This is a genomic window from Brevibacillus sp. JNUCC-41 (assembly GCF_014844095.1).
In the GTDB taxonomy this organism is placed as follows: domain Bacteria; phylum Bacillota; class Bacilli; order Bacillales; family DSM-1321; genus Peribacillus; species Peribacillus aracenensis.
The window spans coordinates 5,266,971-5,282,592 of record NZ_CP062163.1; the positions used below are offsets into that span (position 1 = coordinate 5,266,971).

21 protein-coding genes are annotated in these 15,622 nt (G+C 41.6%); 5 read left to right on the forward strand and 16 right to left on the reverse strand.

What is annotated here, in order from left to right; translation table 11 throughout:
* Nucleotides 1–37 precede the first annotated feature (37 nt).
* The 11 genes from sigF to spoIIM form a co-directional block, all read right to left on the reverse strand.
* Nucleotides 38–805: an RNA polymerase sporulation sigma factor SigF gene (gene sigF / locus JNUCC41_RS25390; RefSeq protein WP_192205398.1), complete on the reverse strand. Its 768-nt coding sequence runs from the start codon at nt 803–805 to the stop codon at nt 38–40.
* 13 nt (nt 806–818) lie between these two features.
* Complete coding sequence (gene spoIIAB / locus JNUCC41_RS25395) at nt 819–1,259, reverse strand: anti-sigma F factor (protein WP_034308139.1); 441 nt, start codon at nt 1,257–1,259, stop codon at nt 819–821.
* A gap of 1 nt (nt 1,260) precedes the next feature.
* Nucleotides 1,261–1,611, reverse strand: coding sequence for an anti-sigma F factor antagonist (gene spoIIAA / locus JNUCC41_RS25400; protein WP_034308142.1), 351 nt, complete (start codon nt 1,609–1,611; stop codon nt 1,261–1,263).
* A 131-nt stretch (nt 1,612–1,742) separates the two neighbouring features.
* The gene (locus JNUCC41_RS25405; protein WP_192205399.1) at nt 1,743–2,909 is read right to left on the reverse strand and encodes a D-alanyl-D-alanine carboxypeptidase family protein; all 1,167 of its coding nucleotides are present in this window, start codon (nt 2,907–2,909) and stop codon (nt 1,743–1,745) included.
* Between the two features lie 198 nt (nt 2,910–3,107).
* Entirely contained in the window at nt 3,108–4,412 is a 1,305-nt protein-coding gene (locus JNUCC41_RS25410) for a pyrimidine-nucleoside phosphorylase (protein WP_192205400.1), read from the reverse strand.
* A gap of 64 nt (nt 4,413–4,476) precedes the next feature.
* Nucleotides 4,477–5,289, reverse strand: coding sequence for a purine-nucleoside phosphorylase (locus tag JNUCC41_RS25415; protein WP_192205401.1), 813 nt, complete (start codon nt 5,287–5,289; stop codon nt 4,477–4,479).
* Nucleotides 5,290–6,492 (reverse strand): phosphopentomutase, encoded by a 1,203-nt coding sequence (deoB, locus tag JNUCC41_RS25420; protein WP_192205402.1) that lies wholly within the window; start codon nt 6,490–6,492, stop codon nt 5,290–5,292. It lies immediately after the preceding gene.
* 299 nt (nt 6,493–6,791) lie between these two features.
* The gene (xerD, locus tag JNUCC41_RS25425) at nt 6,792–7,685 is read right to left on the reverse strand and encodes a site-specific tyrosine recombinase XerD (RefSeq protein ID WP_192205403.1); all 894 of its coding nucleotides are present in this window, start codon (nt 7,683–7,685) and stop codon (nt 6,792–6,794) included.
* Nucleotides 7,686–7,690: 5 nt separating this feature from the next.
* Nucleotides 7,691–7,921 (reverse strand): YqzK family protein, encoded by a 231-nt coding sequence (locus JNUCC41_RS25430; protein WP_370662551.1) that lies wholly within the window; start codon nt 7,919–7,921, stop codon nt 7,691–7,693.
* A 157-nt stretch (nt 7,922–8,078) separates the two neighbouring features.
* Complete coding sequence (locus tag JNUCC41_RS25435; protein WP_101223459.1) at nt 8,079–8,537, reverse strand: ferric iron uptake transcriptional regulator; 459 nt, start codon at nt 8,535–8,537, stop codon at nt 8,079–8,081.
* A gap of 119 nt (nt 8,538–8,656) precedes the next feature.
* Nucleotides 8,657–9,304 (reverse strand): stage II sporulation protein M, encoded by a 648-nt coding sequence (gene spoIIM, locus JNUCC41_RS25440; protein WP_192205404.1) that lies wholly within the window; start codon nt 9,302–9,304, stop codon nt 8,657–8,659.
* A gap of 139 nt (nt 9,305–9,443) precedes the next feature.
* On the opposite strand from spoIIM, the gene JNUCC41_RS25445 reads away from it, so the two are divergent.
* A complete protein-coding gene (locus tag JNUCC41_RS25445; RefSeq protein ID WP_192205405.1) occupies nt 9,444–10,007 on the forward strand; it encodes a GNAT family N-acetyltransferase in 564 nt (187 codons plus the stop codon).
* A gap of 41 nt (nt 10,008–10,048) precedes the next feature.
* On the opposite strand, the gene JNUCC41_RS25450 is transcribed toward JNUCC41_RS25445, so the two are convergent.
* Nucleotides 10,049–11,224 carry an endonuclease Q family protein gene (locus tag JNUCC41_RS25450; protein ID WP_192205406.1) on the reverse strand — a complete coding sequence of 392 codons (1,176 nt, stop codon included), beginning with the start codon at nt 11,222–11,224 and terminating at the stop codon, nt 10,049–10,051.
* The gene (locus tag JNUCC41_RS25455) at nt 11,225–11,776 is read right to left on the reverse strand and encodes an NUDIX hydrolase (RefSeq protein WP_192205407.1); all 552 of its coding nucleotides are present in this window, start codon (nt 11,774–11,776) and stop codon (nt 11,225–11,227) included.
* A gap of 75 nt (nt 11,777–11,851) precedes the next feature.
* Between JNUCC41_RS25455 and mciZ the strand changes: the two genes are divergently transcribed.
* The gene (gene mciZ / locus JNUCC41_RS25460; protein WP_192205408.1) at nt 11,852–12,013 is read left to right on the forward strand and encodes a Z-ring formation inhibitor MciZ; all 162 of its coding nucleotides are present in this window, start codon (nt 11,852–11,854) and stop codon (nt 12,011–12,013) included.
* A 55-nt stretch (nt 12,014–12,068) separates the two neighbouring features.
* The gene (locus tag JNUCC41_RS25465; protein ID WP_192205409.1) at nt 12,069–12,977 is read left to right on the forward strand and encodes an aldo/keto reductase; all 909 of its coding nucleotides are present in this window, start codon (nt 12,069–12,071) and stop codon (nt 12,975–12,977) included.
* A gap of 47 nt (nt 12,978–13,024) precedes the next feature.
* Here the strand turns inward: JNUCC41_RS25465 and JNUCC41_RS27200 are convergent, their stop codons facing one another.
* The gene (locus JNUCC41_RS27200; RefSeq protein ID WP_286182241.1) at nt 13,025–13,147 is read right to left on the reverse strand and encodes a hypothetical protein; all 123 of its coding nucleotides are present in this window, start codon (nt 13,145–13,147) and stop codon (nt 13,025–13,027) included.
* Nucleotides 13,148–13,255: 108 nt separating this feature from the next.
* Between JNUCC41_RS27200 and JNUCC41_RS25470 the strand changes: the two genes are divergently transcribed.
* On the forward strand, nt 13,256–13,681 hold the full coding sequence (locus JNUCC41_RS25470) for an Ohr family peroxiredoxin (RefSeq protein WP_192205410.1): 426 nt from the start codon (nt 13,256–13,258) through the stop codon (nt 13,679–13,681).
* Nucleotides 13,682–13,726: 45 nt separating this feature from the next.
* Here the strand turns inward: JNUCC41_RS25470 and JNUCC41_RS25475 are convergent, their stop codons facing one another.
* Complete coding sequence (locus JNUCC41_RS25475; RefSeq protein ID WP_192205411.1) at nt 13,727–14,164, reverse strand: MarR family winged helix-turn-helix transcriptional regulator; 438 nt, start codon at nt 14,162–14,164, stop codon at nt 13,727–13,729.
* Nucleotides 14,165–14,323: 159 nt separating this feature from the next.
* On the reverse strand, nt 14,324–14,584 hold the full coding sequence (locus JNUCC41_RS25480; RefSeq protein ID WP_192205412.1) for a YqkE family protein: 261 nt from the start codon (nt 14,582–14,584) through the stop codon (nt 14,324–14,326).
* Between the two features lie 130 nt (nt 14,585–14,714).
* Here JNUCC41_RS25480 and JNUCC41_RS25485 point away from each other — a divergent pair, with 130 nt between their 5' ends.
* A complete protein-coding gene (locus tag JNUCC41_RS25485) occupies nt 14,715–15,614 on the forward strand; it encodes an alpha/beta hydrolase (protein WP_192205413.1) in 900 nt (299 codons plus the stop codon).
* Nucleotides 15,615–15,622 lie beyond the last annotated feature (8 nt).

Genomic DNA, 15,622 nt, shown 5'->3' on the forward strand with positions numbered 1-15,622 from the left:
AGATTTATTTTCAGCTCAATAAAAAAAACCACATGAATCACTGATTCATGTGGTTTTTCATTTGCTGAAGGATCTTCTTTTCCAGCCTTGACACCTGGACTTGGGAAATACCAAGTCTTGCCGCCACTTCCGATTGCGTCTGATCTTTATAATACCTCAGGAAAACAATCAGCCTTTCACGTTCATTCAATTCATGTATGGCTTCTTTCAAAGCGATTTGATCGAACCAGGATGTTTCATTATGGTCGGCGATCTGGTCAAGAAGAGTAATCGGATCTCCATCATTTTCGTAAACCGTTTCATGGATCGAAGAAGGGCTCCTGCTTGCTTCTTGGGCCATGATGATATCCTCTGGCGACAGCTCTAGATGTTCCGCCAATTCATTGACAGTCGGAACACGGCCATAAGTTTTTGAAAGTTCCTCTTTGGCCCTGCGAATTTTATTCGCCATTTCCTTTAATGACCGGCTTACTTTAACCGTTCCATCATCACGGATAAAACGTTGGATTTCACCAATGATCATAGGTACAGCATACGTTGAGAATTTCACTTCAAACGATAAATCAAATTTATCCACGGACTTCAAAAGGCCAATACAGCCTATTTGATAAAGGTCATCCGGTTCGTAACCTCGATTGAGGAATCTTTGCACCACTGACCATACAAGCCTCAGATTGCTGTTGACAATCAGGTTCCTCGCATCTTGGTCACCGCTCTGGCTGCGTTGGATTAAATTCCGCAATTCCTCATCTTTTAAATGGGGCTGGCCTTTCTTGCTCTTTTCTTTTTTAACCTCCACATCCATATGCAAGTCTCCCTTAATTGCACAAAGCTCTGCTTGTAGTTAAGTGCTTTTTTAATCGAATGATCGTGCCTTCGCCCTTGTGGGAAATAATATTGATTTCATCCATGAAATTTTCCATGATGGTGAATCCCATACCGGAACGTTCAAGTTCGGGTTTTGTCGTAAATAACGGCTGTTTAGCCTCCTCGACGTCTTCAATGCCCAGCCCTTCATCCCGGATGGTCAATTCCACAGTATCGCCTTCGATGACCACTGAAATGTAGACCCATCCTTCCGGATCGCTTTCATAACCATGGATAATCGAATTCGTAACGGCTTCTGACACGACAGTCTTGATCTCTGTCAATTCATCCATCGTCGGGTCCAATTGGGCAATGAAAGCCGCAACAGTTACCCTGGCAAAAGATTCATTTTGGCTAAGTGCAGAAAATTTCGTTTCCATTTTATTTTTCATCTTAGGCAACCCCCAGTCTTTGCAAAGCGTTTTTTTCGGATAGTTCCATTTTAACAATTTTAAACAACCCTGACATCTCAAATAACCGCTTTACTGCTGGAGAAATTGCACAGACCACCATTTCACCTTGCTTTTTGTTTACCTGCTTATAGCGCCCTAAAATAACTCCGAGCCCCGAACTGTCCATAAAATCCAATTCTTCCATGTTAAGGATGATATGCTTGATATTATGCTTTTGAATGGCTGCCTCTGCCTGGTTTTTCAATTTTTCTGCTGTATGATGATCCAAATCACCTTTGAGACGAATGCACAATACGCGGTTTTTCGCCTCCATATTAATCGTAAGACTCATTATATACAGCCTCCTTCACTGTCTTATAAAGAGTCAAATTCTCTTTTTCACCTGGCGATTCCTCCTTACTAGCAAAACTAGTGGAGTTTCGCCTAAATTAGTACGATTAACAGGCAATGCGACAATTTATTCTATTTCGCGTGGGTAAACATGCCGAAAGCCCTTTTATACAATTGCCACCAGCTCGCTTTTTCAATAGTTTCCTTCGCAACGATCGGAGATTCGACATACACCTTACCGTTTTTCTTCAATTCAAGCGTACCAATTTCATCCCCTTTTTTAATCGGGGCATCCAAATCTTTATCAAGCGTGATTTTTTTTGTAAAGTCCTTTGCCGTTCCGTTTTTGGCTGTCAAAACTGAAATAGGTTCACTTGTGACCCCCACCACGGATTTTTTGTGTCCTTTACTTACCTTGGCTTCACCTAACACCTCGCCGCGTTTATAAATCGGGTATGTGATGTATTGTGAAAATGCATAATCTAACATCTTGGTGACCTGAGCATTTCGTTCTTTTGGAGAAACTGCTCCGAAAACGACGGCAATGACACGCATATTCCCTTTTTTGGCAGTCGCTGTCAAACAATACTTCGCTTCATTTGTGAATCCTGTCTTCAATCCATCGACCCCAGGGTAAAATTTCACTAATCTGTTCGTGTTGACAAGCCAGAATTTCTTTTCGGTATTTTCACGGAGATAATCTTCATATGTACCCGTGAACCTTGTAATCGTATCGTATTTCAATAATTCCTTTGCCATGATCGACATATCATGTGCCGAACTGTAATGATCTTTAACAGGAAGGCCTGTTGCGTTTTGGAACTTTGTATTTTTCAATCCGAGATCTTTCGCCTTTTTGTTCATTTTCCTAACAAACTCTTCTTCCGAACCAGCTAGACGTTCAGCCATAGCCACCGATGCATCATTCGCCGAACCGATCGAGATGCCCTTGAGCATTTGTTCTGTGGTCATTTCTTCACCTGGCTCGAGAAAGATCTGGGAACCTCCCATCGATGCTGCATACTCACTAGTCCTGATTTTCTCCTTCATGCTAAGTTCGCCTTTATCGATCGCTTCCATGATCAACAGCATCGTCATGATTTTCGTCATGCTTGCCGGTGAAAGGCGAACGTCTGCATTTTTATCATAGAGAACAGTACCTGTATCCCGTTCAATCAAAATAGCGGATTTAGCATTTGCCGCCAATTCGACTCCTTTTTCTTCAGCTGCTTTTGTATGTGGGATGCTAAAACCCAATGCTACCAAAACGGTTAAAAATAGAGAAAGAATCCGCTTCATCTCCATACCCTCCAATCTTTATAGGTTTTATTTTTTCCATTAAACCCATTTTTATACAAATAAAGATGAATTTTGAAACATATATTGGATATAGGGTAACAAAGTGAACCAAATTAAAAGAGGATGCGCATGGGCATCCTCTTTTAACATTCAATGGAATAAACGTAAAAAGGCCGCTTAATGGCGGCCTTTTTACGTTTATTCCATGATCTCTTTATAGATCAATGTAGGTTTTTCTATTTTCTCTTTTGAAATCGCAATGCTTTCATACAATTTTTCTTTTACTTTTGAAACATCTTCAAAATTGCTGTAAATCGTCACTAGGGATTCACCTTTTGCCACGGTTTCCCCGATTTTTTTACGAAGTACCAGTCCGACTGCCAAATCGATCTCTGATTCTTTTGTTGCCCGCCCGGCGCCTAACAGCATGGCTGCCGTTCCTACCTCATCAGCGATGATTTCCGATACATAGCCGTCCTCTTTCGCTTCCAGCTCGAAAGTATGAGCAGCCTGCGGTAGTTTTTCAGGCTGATCCACAACCGAACCATCGCCTCCCTGCGCTTCTAGGAAAACCTTGAATGAGTTAAGTGCAGAACCATCCTTAATCGCATTTTCCAGCAAGGTTCTTGCTTCTTCCAGCGAGCTTGCCTTTTTGGCAAGGTATACCATATGGCTTCCTAGTGTTAAAGAAAGTTCCGTTAAATCTTCCGGTCCCTCTCCTTTAAGCGTATCGATGGCTTCCTTCACCTCTAAAGCATTTCCGATTGCGTAACCCAACGGTTGGCTCATATCGGAAATGACGGCCATCGTGTTTCGTCCCACATTGTTTCCAATGCTAACCATTGCATGCGCCAACTCTTCGGAATCTTCGAGAGTTTTCATGAAAGCGCCCGCTCCCGTTTTAACATCAAGTACAATTGCATCAGCACCAGCGGCGATTTTCTTACTCATGATCGAGCCAGCAATCAAACCGATACTGTTAACGGTAGCCGTAACATCGCGCAATGCATATAACTTTTTGTCGGCTGGAGTCAGGTTACCACTTTGTCCAATGACAGCTATCTTATTTTTATTAACAAGTCGAATGAACTCGTCGTTTTCTATTTCGACATGAAATCCTTTTACAGACTCCAACTTATCGATCGTTCCGCCTGTATGACCAAGACCGCGTCCTGACATCTTTGCCACTGGAACACCTACAGCCGCAACCAATGGTCCAAGCACTAGCGTTGTGGTATCACCAACACCGCCTGTTGAATGTTTATCGACCTTAATTCCTTCAATCATCGATAAATCAATTTGATCTCCTGATTCGACCATCGCCATGGTTAGATCAGCACGTTCCTGCTCATTCATGCCTTTGAAATAAACAGCCATTGACCAAGCGCTCATTTGGTAATCCGGAATCGTGCCATCGGTAAACCCTTTGATGATGAACTGTATTTCTTCCGTAGTAAGAGCCTTTCCATCACGTTTTTTCTCGATTAAATCTACCATTCTCATATTAGAATCCCCACTTTTTCAAAGACACCGGATTTCTTTAGGTGTACTTGTATTTTTGTTCGATTTATATGTCCTTAACGATATGCTTAACAAATTCAAGAAAACTGCTTTTCACTTTTTCAGTCGTTTCAATTACCTCTTCATGCGACAAAGGCTGATCAAGAATGCCTGCGGCCATATTTGTAAGGCATGAAATTCCAAGCACCTTCATACCACTATGCCTAGCCACGATAACTTCCGGAACTGTCGACATACCAACTGCATCCCCGCCAAGGATCCTTGCCATTTTCACTTCTGCCGGCGTCTCATAGGTCGGTCCTGTATTTCCGATATAGACACCTTCTTTAATATCCAAGCCTAGTGAAGCTGCTATTTTTTTTGCTTGCGTCCGAAGGCCTTTATTATAAGCCTCCGACATATCAGGGAATCTAGGGCCGAAGCGCTCTTCATTAGGACCAATCAATGGATTAGCCCCCATTAAATTAATATGATCCGTAATGAGCATCAAGTCACCTGGTTCATAGCTTTCATTTACGCTTCCGGCAGCATTCGTTACAATTAACTGCTCAACACCAAGTAGTTTCATTACTCGTACAGGAAAAGTGACCTTCTCCATCGAGTAACCCTCATAAAAGTGGAAACGTCCTTGCATGGCTACAACTTTTTTGCCACTTAAATGTCCAATGATAAGCTGTCCAGCGTGTCCCTCCACAGTCGATACCGGGAATTCCGGAATTTCGTGGTAGGGAATAGTTATCGGATTTTCAATTTCATCCGCCAATACTCCAAGCCCAGAACCAAGAATCAGTCCTATCTCCGGAGAGCCTTCAATTTTACTTTTTATAAATGACGCAGCAATCTCTATTTTATTAAACATCTATTTACTCTCCCCTAAATTCAGATCGCCCAATATATTTTTTCCAAAGGCAGGCATTTTCACATCAAAATTAGCAGCGACCGTCGCCCCAATATCAGCAAATGTATCTCTTATCGGTAGTTCGGCACCTTCTGTAAATCGTTTGGAATAAACTAATAATGGGACATATTCACGTGTGTGATCGGTTCCTTCATGGACCGGATCATTCCCGTGATCGGCAGTGATGATCAATAGATCATCCTCTTTCAGTTTATCAAGGACTTCCGGCATCCGGGCATCGAATTCTTCCAATGCCTTTCCGTAACCCTCTGGATCGCGGCGGTGACCGTATAAAGCATCGAAGTCGACTAGATTAAGGAAACTTAACCCTTTGAAATCCTGTTCTACCGTTTGGATTAATTTATCCATTCCATCCATATTGGATACGGTCCTCAATGATTCAGTGACACCTTCCCCATCAAAGATATCAGAGATCTTCCCGATTGCGAGCACATCATATCCAGAATCTTTCAATTCATCCATTACAGTCCGGTTAAAAGGCTTCAACGCATAATCATGACGGTTAGGCGTTCTTTTGAAGTTGCCTGGTTCACCTGTGAACGGTCTGGCAATCACGCGTCCAACCTTGAACTCATCAGCCATTGTGATTTCACGGGCAATTTCACATATCTTGTATAATTCGTCTATTGGGACGATATCTTCATGTGCAGCAATCTGTAATACGGAATCAGCTGATGTATAAACGATCAGCGCACCCGTTTTCATATGTTCCTCGCCAAGCCTTTCGATAATTTCCGTGCCGCTTGCCGGGACGTTCCCAATAATTCCCCGACCCATCTTCGCCTCAAGTTCATTGACTAATAATTCCGGGAAGCCATCTGGAAATACACGGAATGGAGTCGATATATTTAACCCCATGATTTCCCAATGTCCAGTCATCGTATCTTTTCCTGTAGAGGCTTCCTTCATTTTCGTGTAGTATGCGAGAGGTTGCTGAGCTTTATCAATCCCCTTGATTTCACGGATATTGCCTAAACCCAATTTTGCGAGAGTCGGCATGTTCAATCCATTCATTCTTTCTGCGATATGGCCAAGTGTATCCGCCCCTTTATCGCCGAATAAATCTGCATCAGGCGCTTCGCCAATCCCAACTGAATCCATAACTATTACAAATATTCGTTTAAATGCTGAATTTCCTTTCATGAGTCATTCCTCCTAAAATAGTAAATCACTTTTTATACTCTCTATAATACCCTTATGCTGCTCAGTTACTCTTCATTTAAATGAAATCGCAAGAACGTCAGAAGTCTGACCTCTCTACATTGTAAACGATTACCATGATGTAGACAAATAATATATTTCGTAATGAAACAAAGTGCTCCAAGATGCATGTTGGAATTATTTGCAGCCTCTATAGCAGTCCGTACAAACGGAGAATAAGGCTGCTCCTCCAACTGCCTCGCAGTTAAATTCACAACCTTTTCTATCATTCTACTATTCTTTTAAGCTCGCGGATGGAATTTTGAATATACATCCTTGATCCGTACGTTCGTAATATGTGTATAAATTTGAGTTGTCGAAATATCCGCATGACCAAGCATTTCTTGGACGGCACGTAAATCAGCCCCGTTCATCAATAGATGTGTCGCGAACGAATGTCTTAGTGTATGCGGTGTAATTTCTTTTTCAATTTGTGCCGATTTTACAAGTTTTTTTAGAATCTTCCAAAATCCCTGCCTTGTCAGCCTGTTTCCATGATGATTCAAAAAAAGTGAATCCGTCCTGTGCTTGGGACTGGCCATTTTCCCCCGGGAACTTTCCATATAATGTTCTATCGCACCCAATGCAGTTTGTCCAATCGGAATGATCCTCTCTTTATTTCCTTTCCCTACGCAACGGACAAAACCCATCGATGCATGGACATCACTCACATCCATGGATATCAACTCACTGACACGCATACCCGTCGCATACATCAGTTCTAGCATCGCCTTATCGCGTAAACCGAATTCATCCATTTTCTTCGGGGCATCCAATAGTGCTTCAACCTCTTCCATGCTTAATACCTTTGGAAGGCTTCGTTCCGGTTTTGGTGTTTCTATATGTATGGACGGATCCTGCTCGGTTACTTTTTCCCTTAGAAGAAATTGATGAAAAGACCGAATGGAAGCTATATGACGCGCCACCGTCTTCGACGATTTCCCTTGATCCTTCAAATGCATGAGAAAATGCAGGATGTTCACCCGCCGTGAATCATTCCAAGCTTCAATGGTTTCAACATCTTTCAGATAGCTCCAATATGATCTTAAGTCACGCTCATACGAGACGAGCGTATTTTTGGCAAGTCCTTTTTCAATGGTTAAAAAATGAATGAAATCCCTAATTTGATTCTCCATATTCATTACTCCCCGTTTAAATAAAACAACATTAAGCGTTCAAGCCATGCATCATCACCCGTATCAACAGCTTTCGATACTTTTACGGCCATGCCTTTCGGTTCATCATAACGATGATAACTTTGATATTCCTGATTTAACCATACCATTCCTATATAAAAAAGAACAGTGAAGCTAACAAAGAGAACCATCACTTTAGCCGTGTGCAAAACAAGCGATAATGATGTTTTCATCATCTTTCCCCTCCCATTCGATCCTTTGTATCAATCTATGCCCAACAGGACAAGTTTTATACGTGTTTCGGAAAGGAGAAAACAAAAACAGTCCTTCCTTTTAGAAAATAGGTTTTTAAAATGCAGAAAACCTTCTCCATTAAATGGAAAAGGTCCGACTTCATTCACCTTTATTCTCTTCTTTGTCATGACATCGATGACAAATGCCATGAAAGGTTAATCTATGGTCTTTAATCTTGAAGTTCCAGTCGCGTTCCACAATGTCTTCTACGTCTTCAAGTAGGTCTTCCTGGATCTCATCTACCGCACCACATTCCACACAAACAAGATGATGATGGAAATGCGCAGCTCCTTCTTGTCTTAAATCATAACGGGAAACCCCGTCTCCAAAGTTAATTTTATCTACTATCTTCAATTCAGTCAGCAACTCTAGCGTACGGTAAACTGTTGCCAATCCAATTTCCGGCGACTTTTCTTTGACAAGGAGGTAAACGTCTTCTGCGCTTAAATGATCCTCTTCATGCTCAAGTAAAACGCGGACGGTCGCTTCTCGCTGAGGCGTTAATTTGTAGCTGGACGAGTGTAACTGCTTTTTTATCCTATCAATTCTGTTTTCTATTTCCATACCTAATATTCCCTCCCGCGCCGCTATCTTATCCATTATATCAAAAGAGGGAAAACTGTCAAAATAGATTTCTTGTTAATGATAAAAAAATTTGCGGGAACGGTAGATTTTCATTAATGACCCAATAAACTTACGACATTTTTCATTAAAGAAGGGGATAAGTATGCTTCAAACGCAGCAGCCGTAATCAAAAATAACCCCGACAAAACCAATGAGAAAATATACCGCGAAATTATCGGCTTCAGCGGTTCACGAACCTGCTTTAGGAAAATCCGGCTGATCATTTTCATTGATAGTGCGACGGCAAGGACGGTTATTACGATGAATATCGGGACAATGAATATATTTTGGGGCAGAATGGCGACAAACGATAATAAGAATCCGCTCCATCCCATTTGATTGACTAAAAAGCCGACTGTGAATCCAACAACCATCCCTTTTATAAATAACAAAACCAGGATGACAGGCAAACCGATGACCGATATTCCCAGAATCCAGATGACCCCGATATATTTTATATTATGCATAATACTTTGGCTGAACATATCATGCGAAGATGCAAATTCACCCTTGGATACTTGTCCGAAAAATTGCGATAAATAATAGAACAAGTCTTCCTTTTGCGTAAAGCTCAAACTATTCACCAATATTGCCCCAAAAATGACGCCCATCAAAAAAAGCACAGTGATAAAGACATATAATGAGGAATGTTCGTTAATATGTTTCATTACGGCATTTTGTACGACAGATTTTTTTTTCATCTTTCATCCTCCCAACTCCGCTTACTAGAATCTATGTTTTCACTCTCTCATTTATGCTAAGAAAACTTTCCCCATCAGCCAAACACTTTGAATCCAATCCGTGTTATAATTTTCCATATCAATAATATGGAGGCCGGATATGAAAGCTATATTAATGGATTTTCCCGAAAAAATTGAAACCCCACGATTATATCTAAGACCTTGTCAACCTGGCGATGGCCTGGACCTTTACGAAGCCATTGTCCATTCTAAACCTGAATTGAAACAGTGGCTGCCGTTTGCACATCAAGATTTTTCGTTGGAAACTTCTGAACAGAACGTCCTTAAGTCCTTTGCGGACTTTATTTTAAAAGAGGATATCAGGCTCCATATTTATAGGAAAGAAGACGATCAATTCATTGGCTCCACTGGTCTGCACCGAATTAATTGGGATATCCCTAAATTCGAAATTGGCTATTGGATCGATACAAGATACAGTAAACTAGGCTACATAACGGAGGCAGTGGAAAAGTTAACTAAATTTGCCTTTTACCATTATGGCGCAAAACGAGTCGAAATCCGCTGTGACCCTAATAATATAGCCAGCAAACGGATTCCTGAGAGGCTGGGATATACCCTTGAAGGTATTTTGCGTAATGACTGCCTCAGTGCAGACGGCAAGGAAGTGCGGGACACCTCCATTTATGCAAAAACAACAACCTGAAAAAGTCCTGACAGATCTCATCTGTCAGGACTTTTTCAGGTTTATTCCTTTTTGACCTTTCCGTACTTTCCTCCGCCCCCCACTTCAAAAGAAAGCGTCCCTTTTCTGGCAGAATCGATGTAGAACGCCAATTTTTCAGGAACGATTTCCATGAGCTGTTCAAGCGTAACTTCATGAAGGATATTCATCTCTGTTCCAAATGCCGCCAACAGTTTTTCCATGGATTTAGGTCCGAGTCCTGGGATGAAATCGAGTGGCACTTGATGGATATACGGCGGCCTTTCCCTTCCGTTTCTTCCGGCCAGCTCGGAAATGGAGAGTTCTTCGATCCTGGACGATACCCCTTTAATAATGGATTTATTACCACACTCGGGACATTGTTCATCATCCCTCAATACCTGGTGTAAACACCCTGAACATACGGTTTGATGATACTTTCCCAATAAGGGGTTCAATCCATAATTAACGGCCACCTTACGATTCCCTTTTTCTTTAAGGGCTTTTGCAAGCTCATTGAAACTTGGTTCTTCAAGCAGGACTTTTTGATATTCACGGGCGATTTTCCCAAGCGAATGCGCATCGGAATTTGTCACGAATACATAGGAGTCCAACTCCTCGATATCCTTGACCATTTCTGTATCTGAACTTAAACCAAGTTCGATGGCATCAATGAGCTTCGGATCGAATACTTCTGTCAGACTGGATCGCACCCCTTTTCCATATAAGCTTTTAAATGGGGTAAAAACATGTGCCGGAATAAACAGGCCTCCCAGTGACTTCACGATCTTTTGCAGCGTTCTTCCATCACAATAAATCCTTTGGGAGCTCAAGGTGATATTTTTAACATGTCCACCCATCCATGAAGAGAATTCCTTCATCGCTTTTAAAGTGGGAAAATAGGCGAGGACATGGATCGGTCCATTACAATTCTGATCATAAATTTCAATCTCCGAGCCTGGAATGATGGTTGTATTCTTGTATTGAAGTCCGCCTTCAATCTTTTCCGTGATTTCGCCATCAAGAATCCCCGCTTCGATTTCTTCGATAATTTCAGGAGAATGGCAATCGATTATTCCGATTAGATCAAGGCCCTTCCTTTCACTTGCCACTTGCAGCACATTGCTGAAGGTTAACGTTTTAGCACCTGTTATTTTTACGGCCCTTCCGCTTCTCGTTCTGCCTATATGGATATGCAGGTCAGCGTAAAATTCTTTCATTTATGATGTCATCGCCCTTTTCAACTGCAGATACTGAACTGCATATGCCGTTTTGGCATCCTGGATTTTCCCTTCATCCATATAAGTTTGAGCTTCCTCCAACGTGAGTTCAAGCATCTCGACAAATTCATCTTCATCCAGTGGGGCCGCATTTTCTTTCTTTTTCAAATTGTGGGCCATATAAAGGTGGACCAATTCATCGGCGAAACCTGGGGATGTATAGAAGGATATGATGTGCTCCATTTTTTCACATTCATAACCTGTCTCCTCTTCCAGTTCCCGTTTAGCCGACAGAACCGGCTCTTCGCCTTTTTCCAGCTTTCCTGCAGGAATTTCCACCAAGCTCCTCTCCAGCGCTTTACGGTACTGCTCAACCATGATGATTTTATTGTCTGCCGTGAGAGCTATGATGGCAACCGCCCCCGGATGTTTGATTATTTCACGTTTACCCGTTTTCCCATCTGGAAGCTCTACATCATCCACTTGCAGGCTGATTACCTTTCCCGTAAAGATTTTTTTCGAAGATAGCGTTTTTTCTTCAAATTTTTTCATCCTGACCACTCCTCTGTTCTAATTGCAGCATGATTCCTCATACATTTTACCATAATAGAGATGGAGGGCGATTTAATGAAAGTTTACGTATTGGAAAAAAGCGTTACTTTATCCGGAAAGAGTTGGGAAATCCTTCAAAAACTAAAGCAATTACAAAATCAATATGTCTATATCAATGATTGGATTGCCGACATACATGATCAGGTGCCGCCCACTCCTTTTAAACGGATCAAGTGAATTCTTTGAGTGAAATGGATTTCTCCTTTACAATGAAGTAAAGGGAGTGGATAACATGAAAAAACGCAGACTAGGAAATTCTGACTTGCTAGTTTCTGAAATCGGGCTCGGATGCATGTCATTGGGGACTGTTGAAAATCATGCATCCGAAATCATACAGTCCGCTTTAGATGAAGGAATCAATTATTTTGATACGGCTGACTTATATGATTTCGGAATGAATGAAGAAATCGTCGGAAAGAATTTAAAATCGGTCCGCGATAAAGTATACATAGCCACCAAGGTCGGAAACCGCTGGAATGAAAATAAAGATTCCTGGAGCTGGGATCCATCTGGAGCCTATATTAAAACGGCAGTAAAAGATAGCTTAAAGCGATTGGGTACTGATTATATTGATCTTTATCAGTTACATGGCGGCACCATTTCAGACAATATCGGAGAAACGGTAGAAGCATTTGAAGATTTGAAAAAAGAAGGCTATATCCGATATTATGGCATTTCCTCGATTCGTCCGAATGTAATCAAGGAATTCACTGAAAAGTCTGAGCTTGATTCCGTGATGATGCAGTTTAATCTACTTGACCGCCGCCCAGAAGAGTGGCTGTCCCTTTTGGCCAACAAACAGATCAGCATTATCGCCCGTGGCCCCCTTGCCAAAGGGCTGCTCAGTGAAAAAATGCTTGAAAAGGCAAATGAGGATGGATATCTTGACTATAGCTATCACGAACTTAAAGATTTGCTTCCGCAAATAAAAGACAAACTTTCTGATAGGAAGTTGAATGAAACCGCACTTCAATATGTATTGTCACACCAAAGCGTCGCTACCGTTGTACCAGGAGCAAGCTCAGTACAGCAGCTCCGTGAGAACTGCCAGGCCGCTAACAGCCCTTCACTGTCCAAAACCGAGTTGGATATCTTGAAGCAGTTGACCAAAGCGAACAAATATGAAAGTCACCGGGAGTAAAAGAATAAAACTAAACTAAATGTTTCAAAGGAACGTCAGGACACCCTTTAGGCTGCACTATCTCCGTTTAACCAACGTGATAGGCAGCCTTTTTCCGTTCCTTCATTTTTTCGCCTTACTGCTTCTTTACCGCTTTCAAGTTCCCCATCATTCCAATCCTTCCAAACCAATTTAACTTCATACCAACATTTTTAACTTTTTCATTAGACATTCGCAATTTAATGTTGTACAATTCAGTTGTACACAATTGAAAATAAGAAGATAAGGGAGAAAAAATGATGACAAAAACATTATTTACAACGTCTGTAACAGTTGATGGCGGAAGAGAAGGAACAGCAATTTCTGCTGACGGCAACTTCACGGTTGATATTGCGATGCCTGGTACACCTAGGGCTAAACAGATGCCTGAAGCATCTAATCCGGAACAGCTTTTTGCAGCTGGATATGCTGCATGTTTTGATAGTGCTTTGCAATCAGTTGGTAAAATTGAACGCGTTTCTTTCGATTCCAAAGTCACCGCAAACGTCAGTCTTTTGATGGGTGAGATGCATCAGTACAGCTTGGCTGTAACTTTGGCAGTGAAGGGATCCGGGGTCGACAAGGAGACGTTCGAAACCCTTGTTCATAAGGCGCATCAAATGTGTCCTTATTCAAAAGCGATCAATGGCAATGTGGACGTCGCCTTTGAAATAGATGTAGATTGAAATCCGACAAAAAGACGCTTGGCATCACCAAGCGTCTTTTCTTTGCTAAAATTCCTGTAATGTTTTCAATAGTTGGAGCAGCGAAGCTTTTAAATCCTCAACCACCTTCTTATCATCACCCGACATTGCCGAAATGCGATCTGGAATGAAACAGGCCTCTTCCTGTAAACCAAGTCCCTTATCCGTCAACTTAATCATGACAGACCGTTCATCCTCAGACGAACGTTCACGGACAATCAAGCCATTCTGCTCCATTCGTTTCAACATGGGGGTAAGCGTTCCTGAGTCGAGGGCAAGGAGCTCCCCTAGTTTTTTTACTGTAAGTGTATCCTGTTCCCATAATAGAAGAAGAACAAGGTATTGAGGATATGTCACTTCGAGTTTATCAAGCAGCGGTTTATATTTCTTCGTCATTTCCCTTGAACTTGCATAAAGCAGGAAACATAATTGGTCTTCCAGTACTTTTTCTATTTTACTTTGCATCATATCACCAGCTAATTGTAGTCCATCCGATATGAAAGCATATCGAACTTATCTTTAATATAATCGTTATACTTTATAAAATAAAGGAATATCAGCAAGGAATGGTCTTTCTGAATGGAAAAAGGGAGCCAGCTCTCTTAATAAACCGCTCCCTGTTCTTCATTTATAGTTCTTCCAGTTCAGGTTGCTTTCACCCAATAGTTCTTCGAATGATTTATTCTTCTCCCGACGCTTTCTTTCTTCGCGTTTTTTTTCTTCTTCCGCTGCCCGTTTTTCTTGTTCAGCCTCATTAAGTTCTTTTTGCTTTTGACGAAGCTGGGACATGATATCTTGATTGATCATATCACCGAGTTTCAATGAAGATGATTCTTTATCTTGGTTTTTGCTTTGATTTTGATTTCGCTGCTGTTTCTTTTTCACCCTTAAAACCTCCTGGCCATTTATGAAATTATTATATCACGACTGCCGTTTTCCTCGTCATGGTTTTCAAACAGTGTTTTCCCATTTCCCTCATGGTAAAATAAAGAAAATCAACTGAGGAGGACCTCTCATGAAGAAATGGTGGTTTACACTGGCTGGAATCCTATCGTATATCATCGGCGTCGGCATTTATTTTTCCAATCGGATCATGTACATGAAAAAGAAGGAAGGTGATTTTATCCAGAATCGTGAAATCATGGCTAAACGCCTGATCACGGAGGATTTTGATAATCTGCCTAAAACGGAAATTTGGGTATCGTCACCATCCGGATATTCCTTGAAATGCTTGTTTATCGAACCGCATGATACTAATAAGTGGGTGGTCATTTCCCATGGTGTGACGGAGAACAAAGTCAATTCGATTAAGTACATGAATATTTTTCTTAAGCGAGGCTTCAATGCCATCATTTATGACCACCGCCGGCATGGGGACTCCGGGGGCAAGACGAGCAGTTATGGACATTATGAAAAATTCGACCTGAAGGCTGTAATCGATGAATTGAAAAGACGTAAAGGTCCCGACCTTCATATTGGCATTCATGGAGAATCCATGGGGGCTGTAACCCTGCTTTTATATGCCGGAATGCTTGAAGATGGTGCTGATTTTTACATTGCCGACTGTCCATTTTCAAATTTCGAGGATCAGATCAAACACCAGCTTAAACAAGTAGTCCCACTTCCCTCTTGGACCGTGTTTCCGCTTGGGCGTACGTTCATCAAACTCCGTGATGGATATTGGACAAATGAAGTGTCACCAATCGATTATATGAAAAATATCCGAAACCCCGTGCTCTTCATCCATAGTGAAAATGACAGTTTCATTCCCGCTTCCATGACAGCGGAATTATATGCAGCAAAAGAGGGCCCAAAGCAGCTGTACATCGCTAAAAAAGGGGCCCACGCTCAATCTTACAATGAAAATCCAAGAGAATATGAAGATCAAATCGATCAGTTTCTAAAACTTGTCTGAGAAGAAAA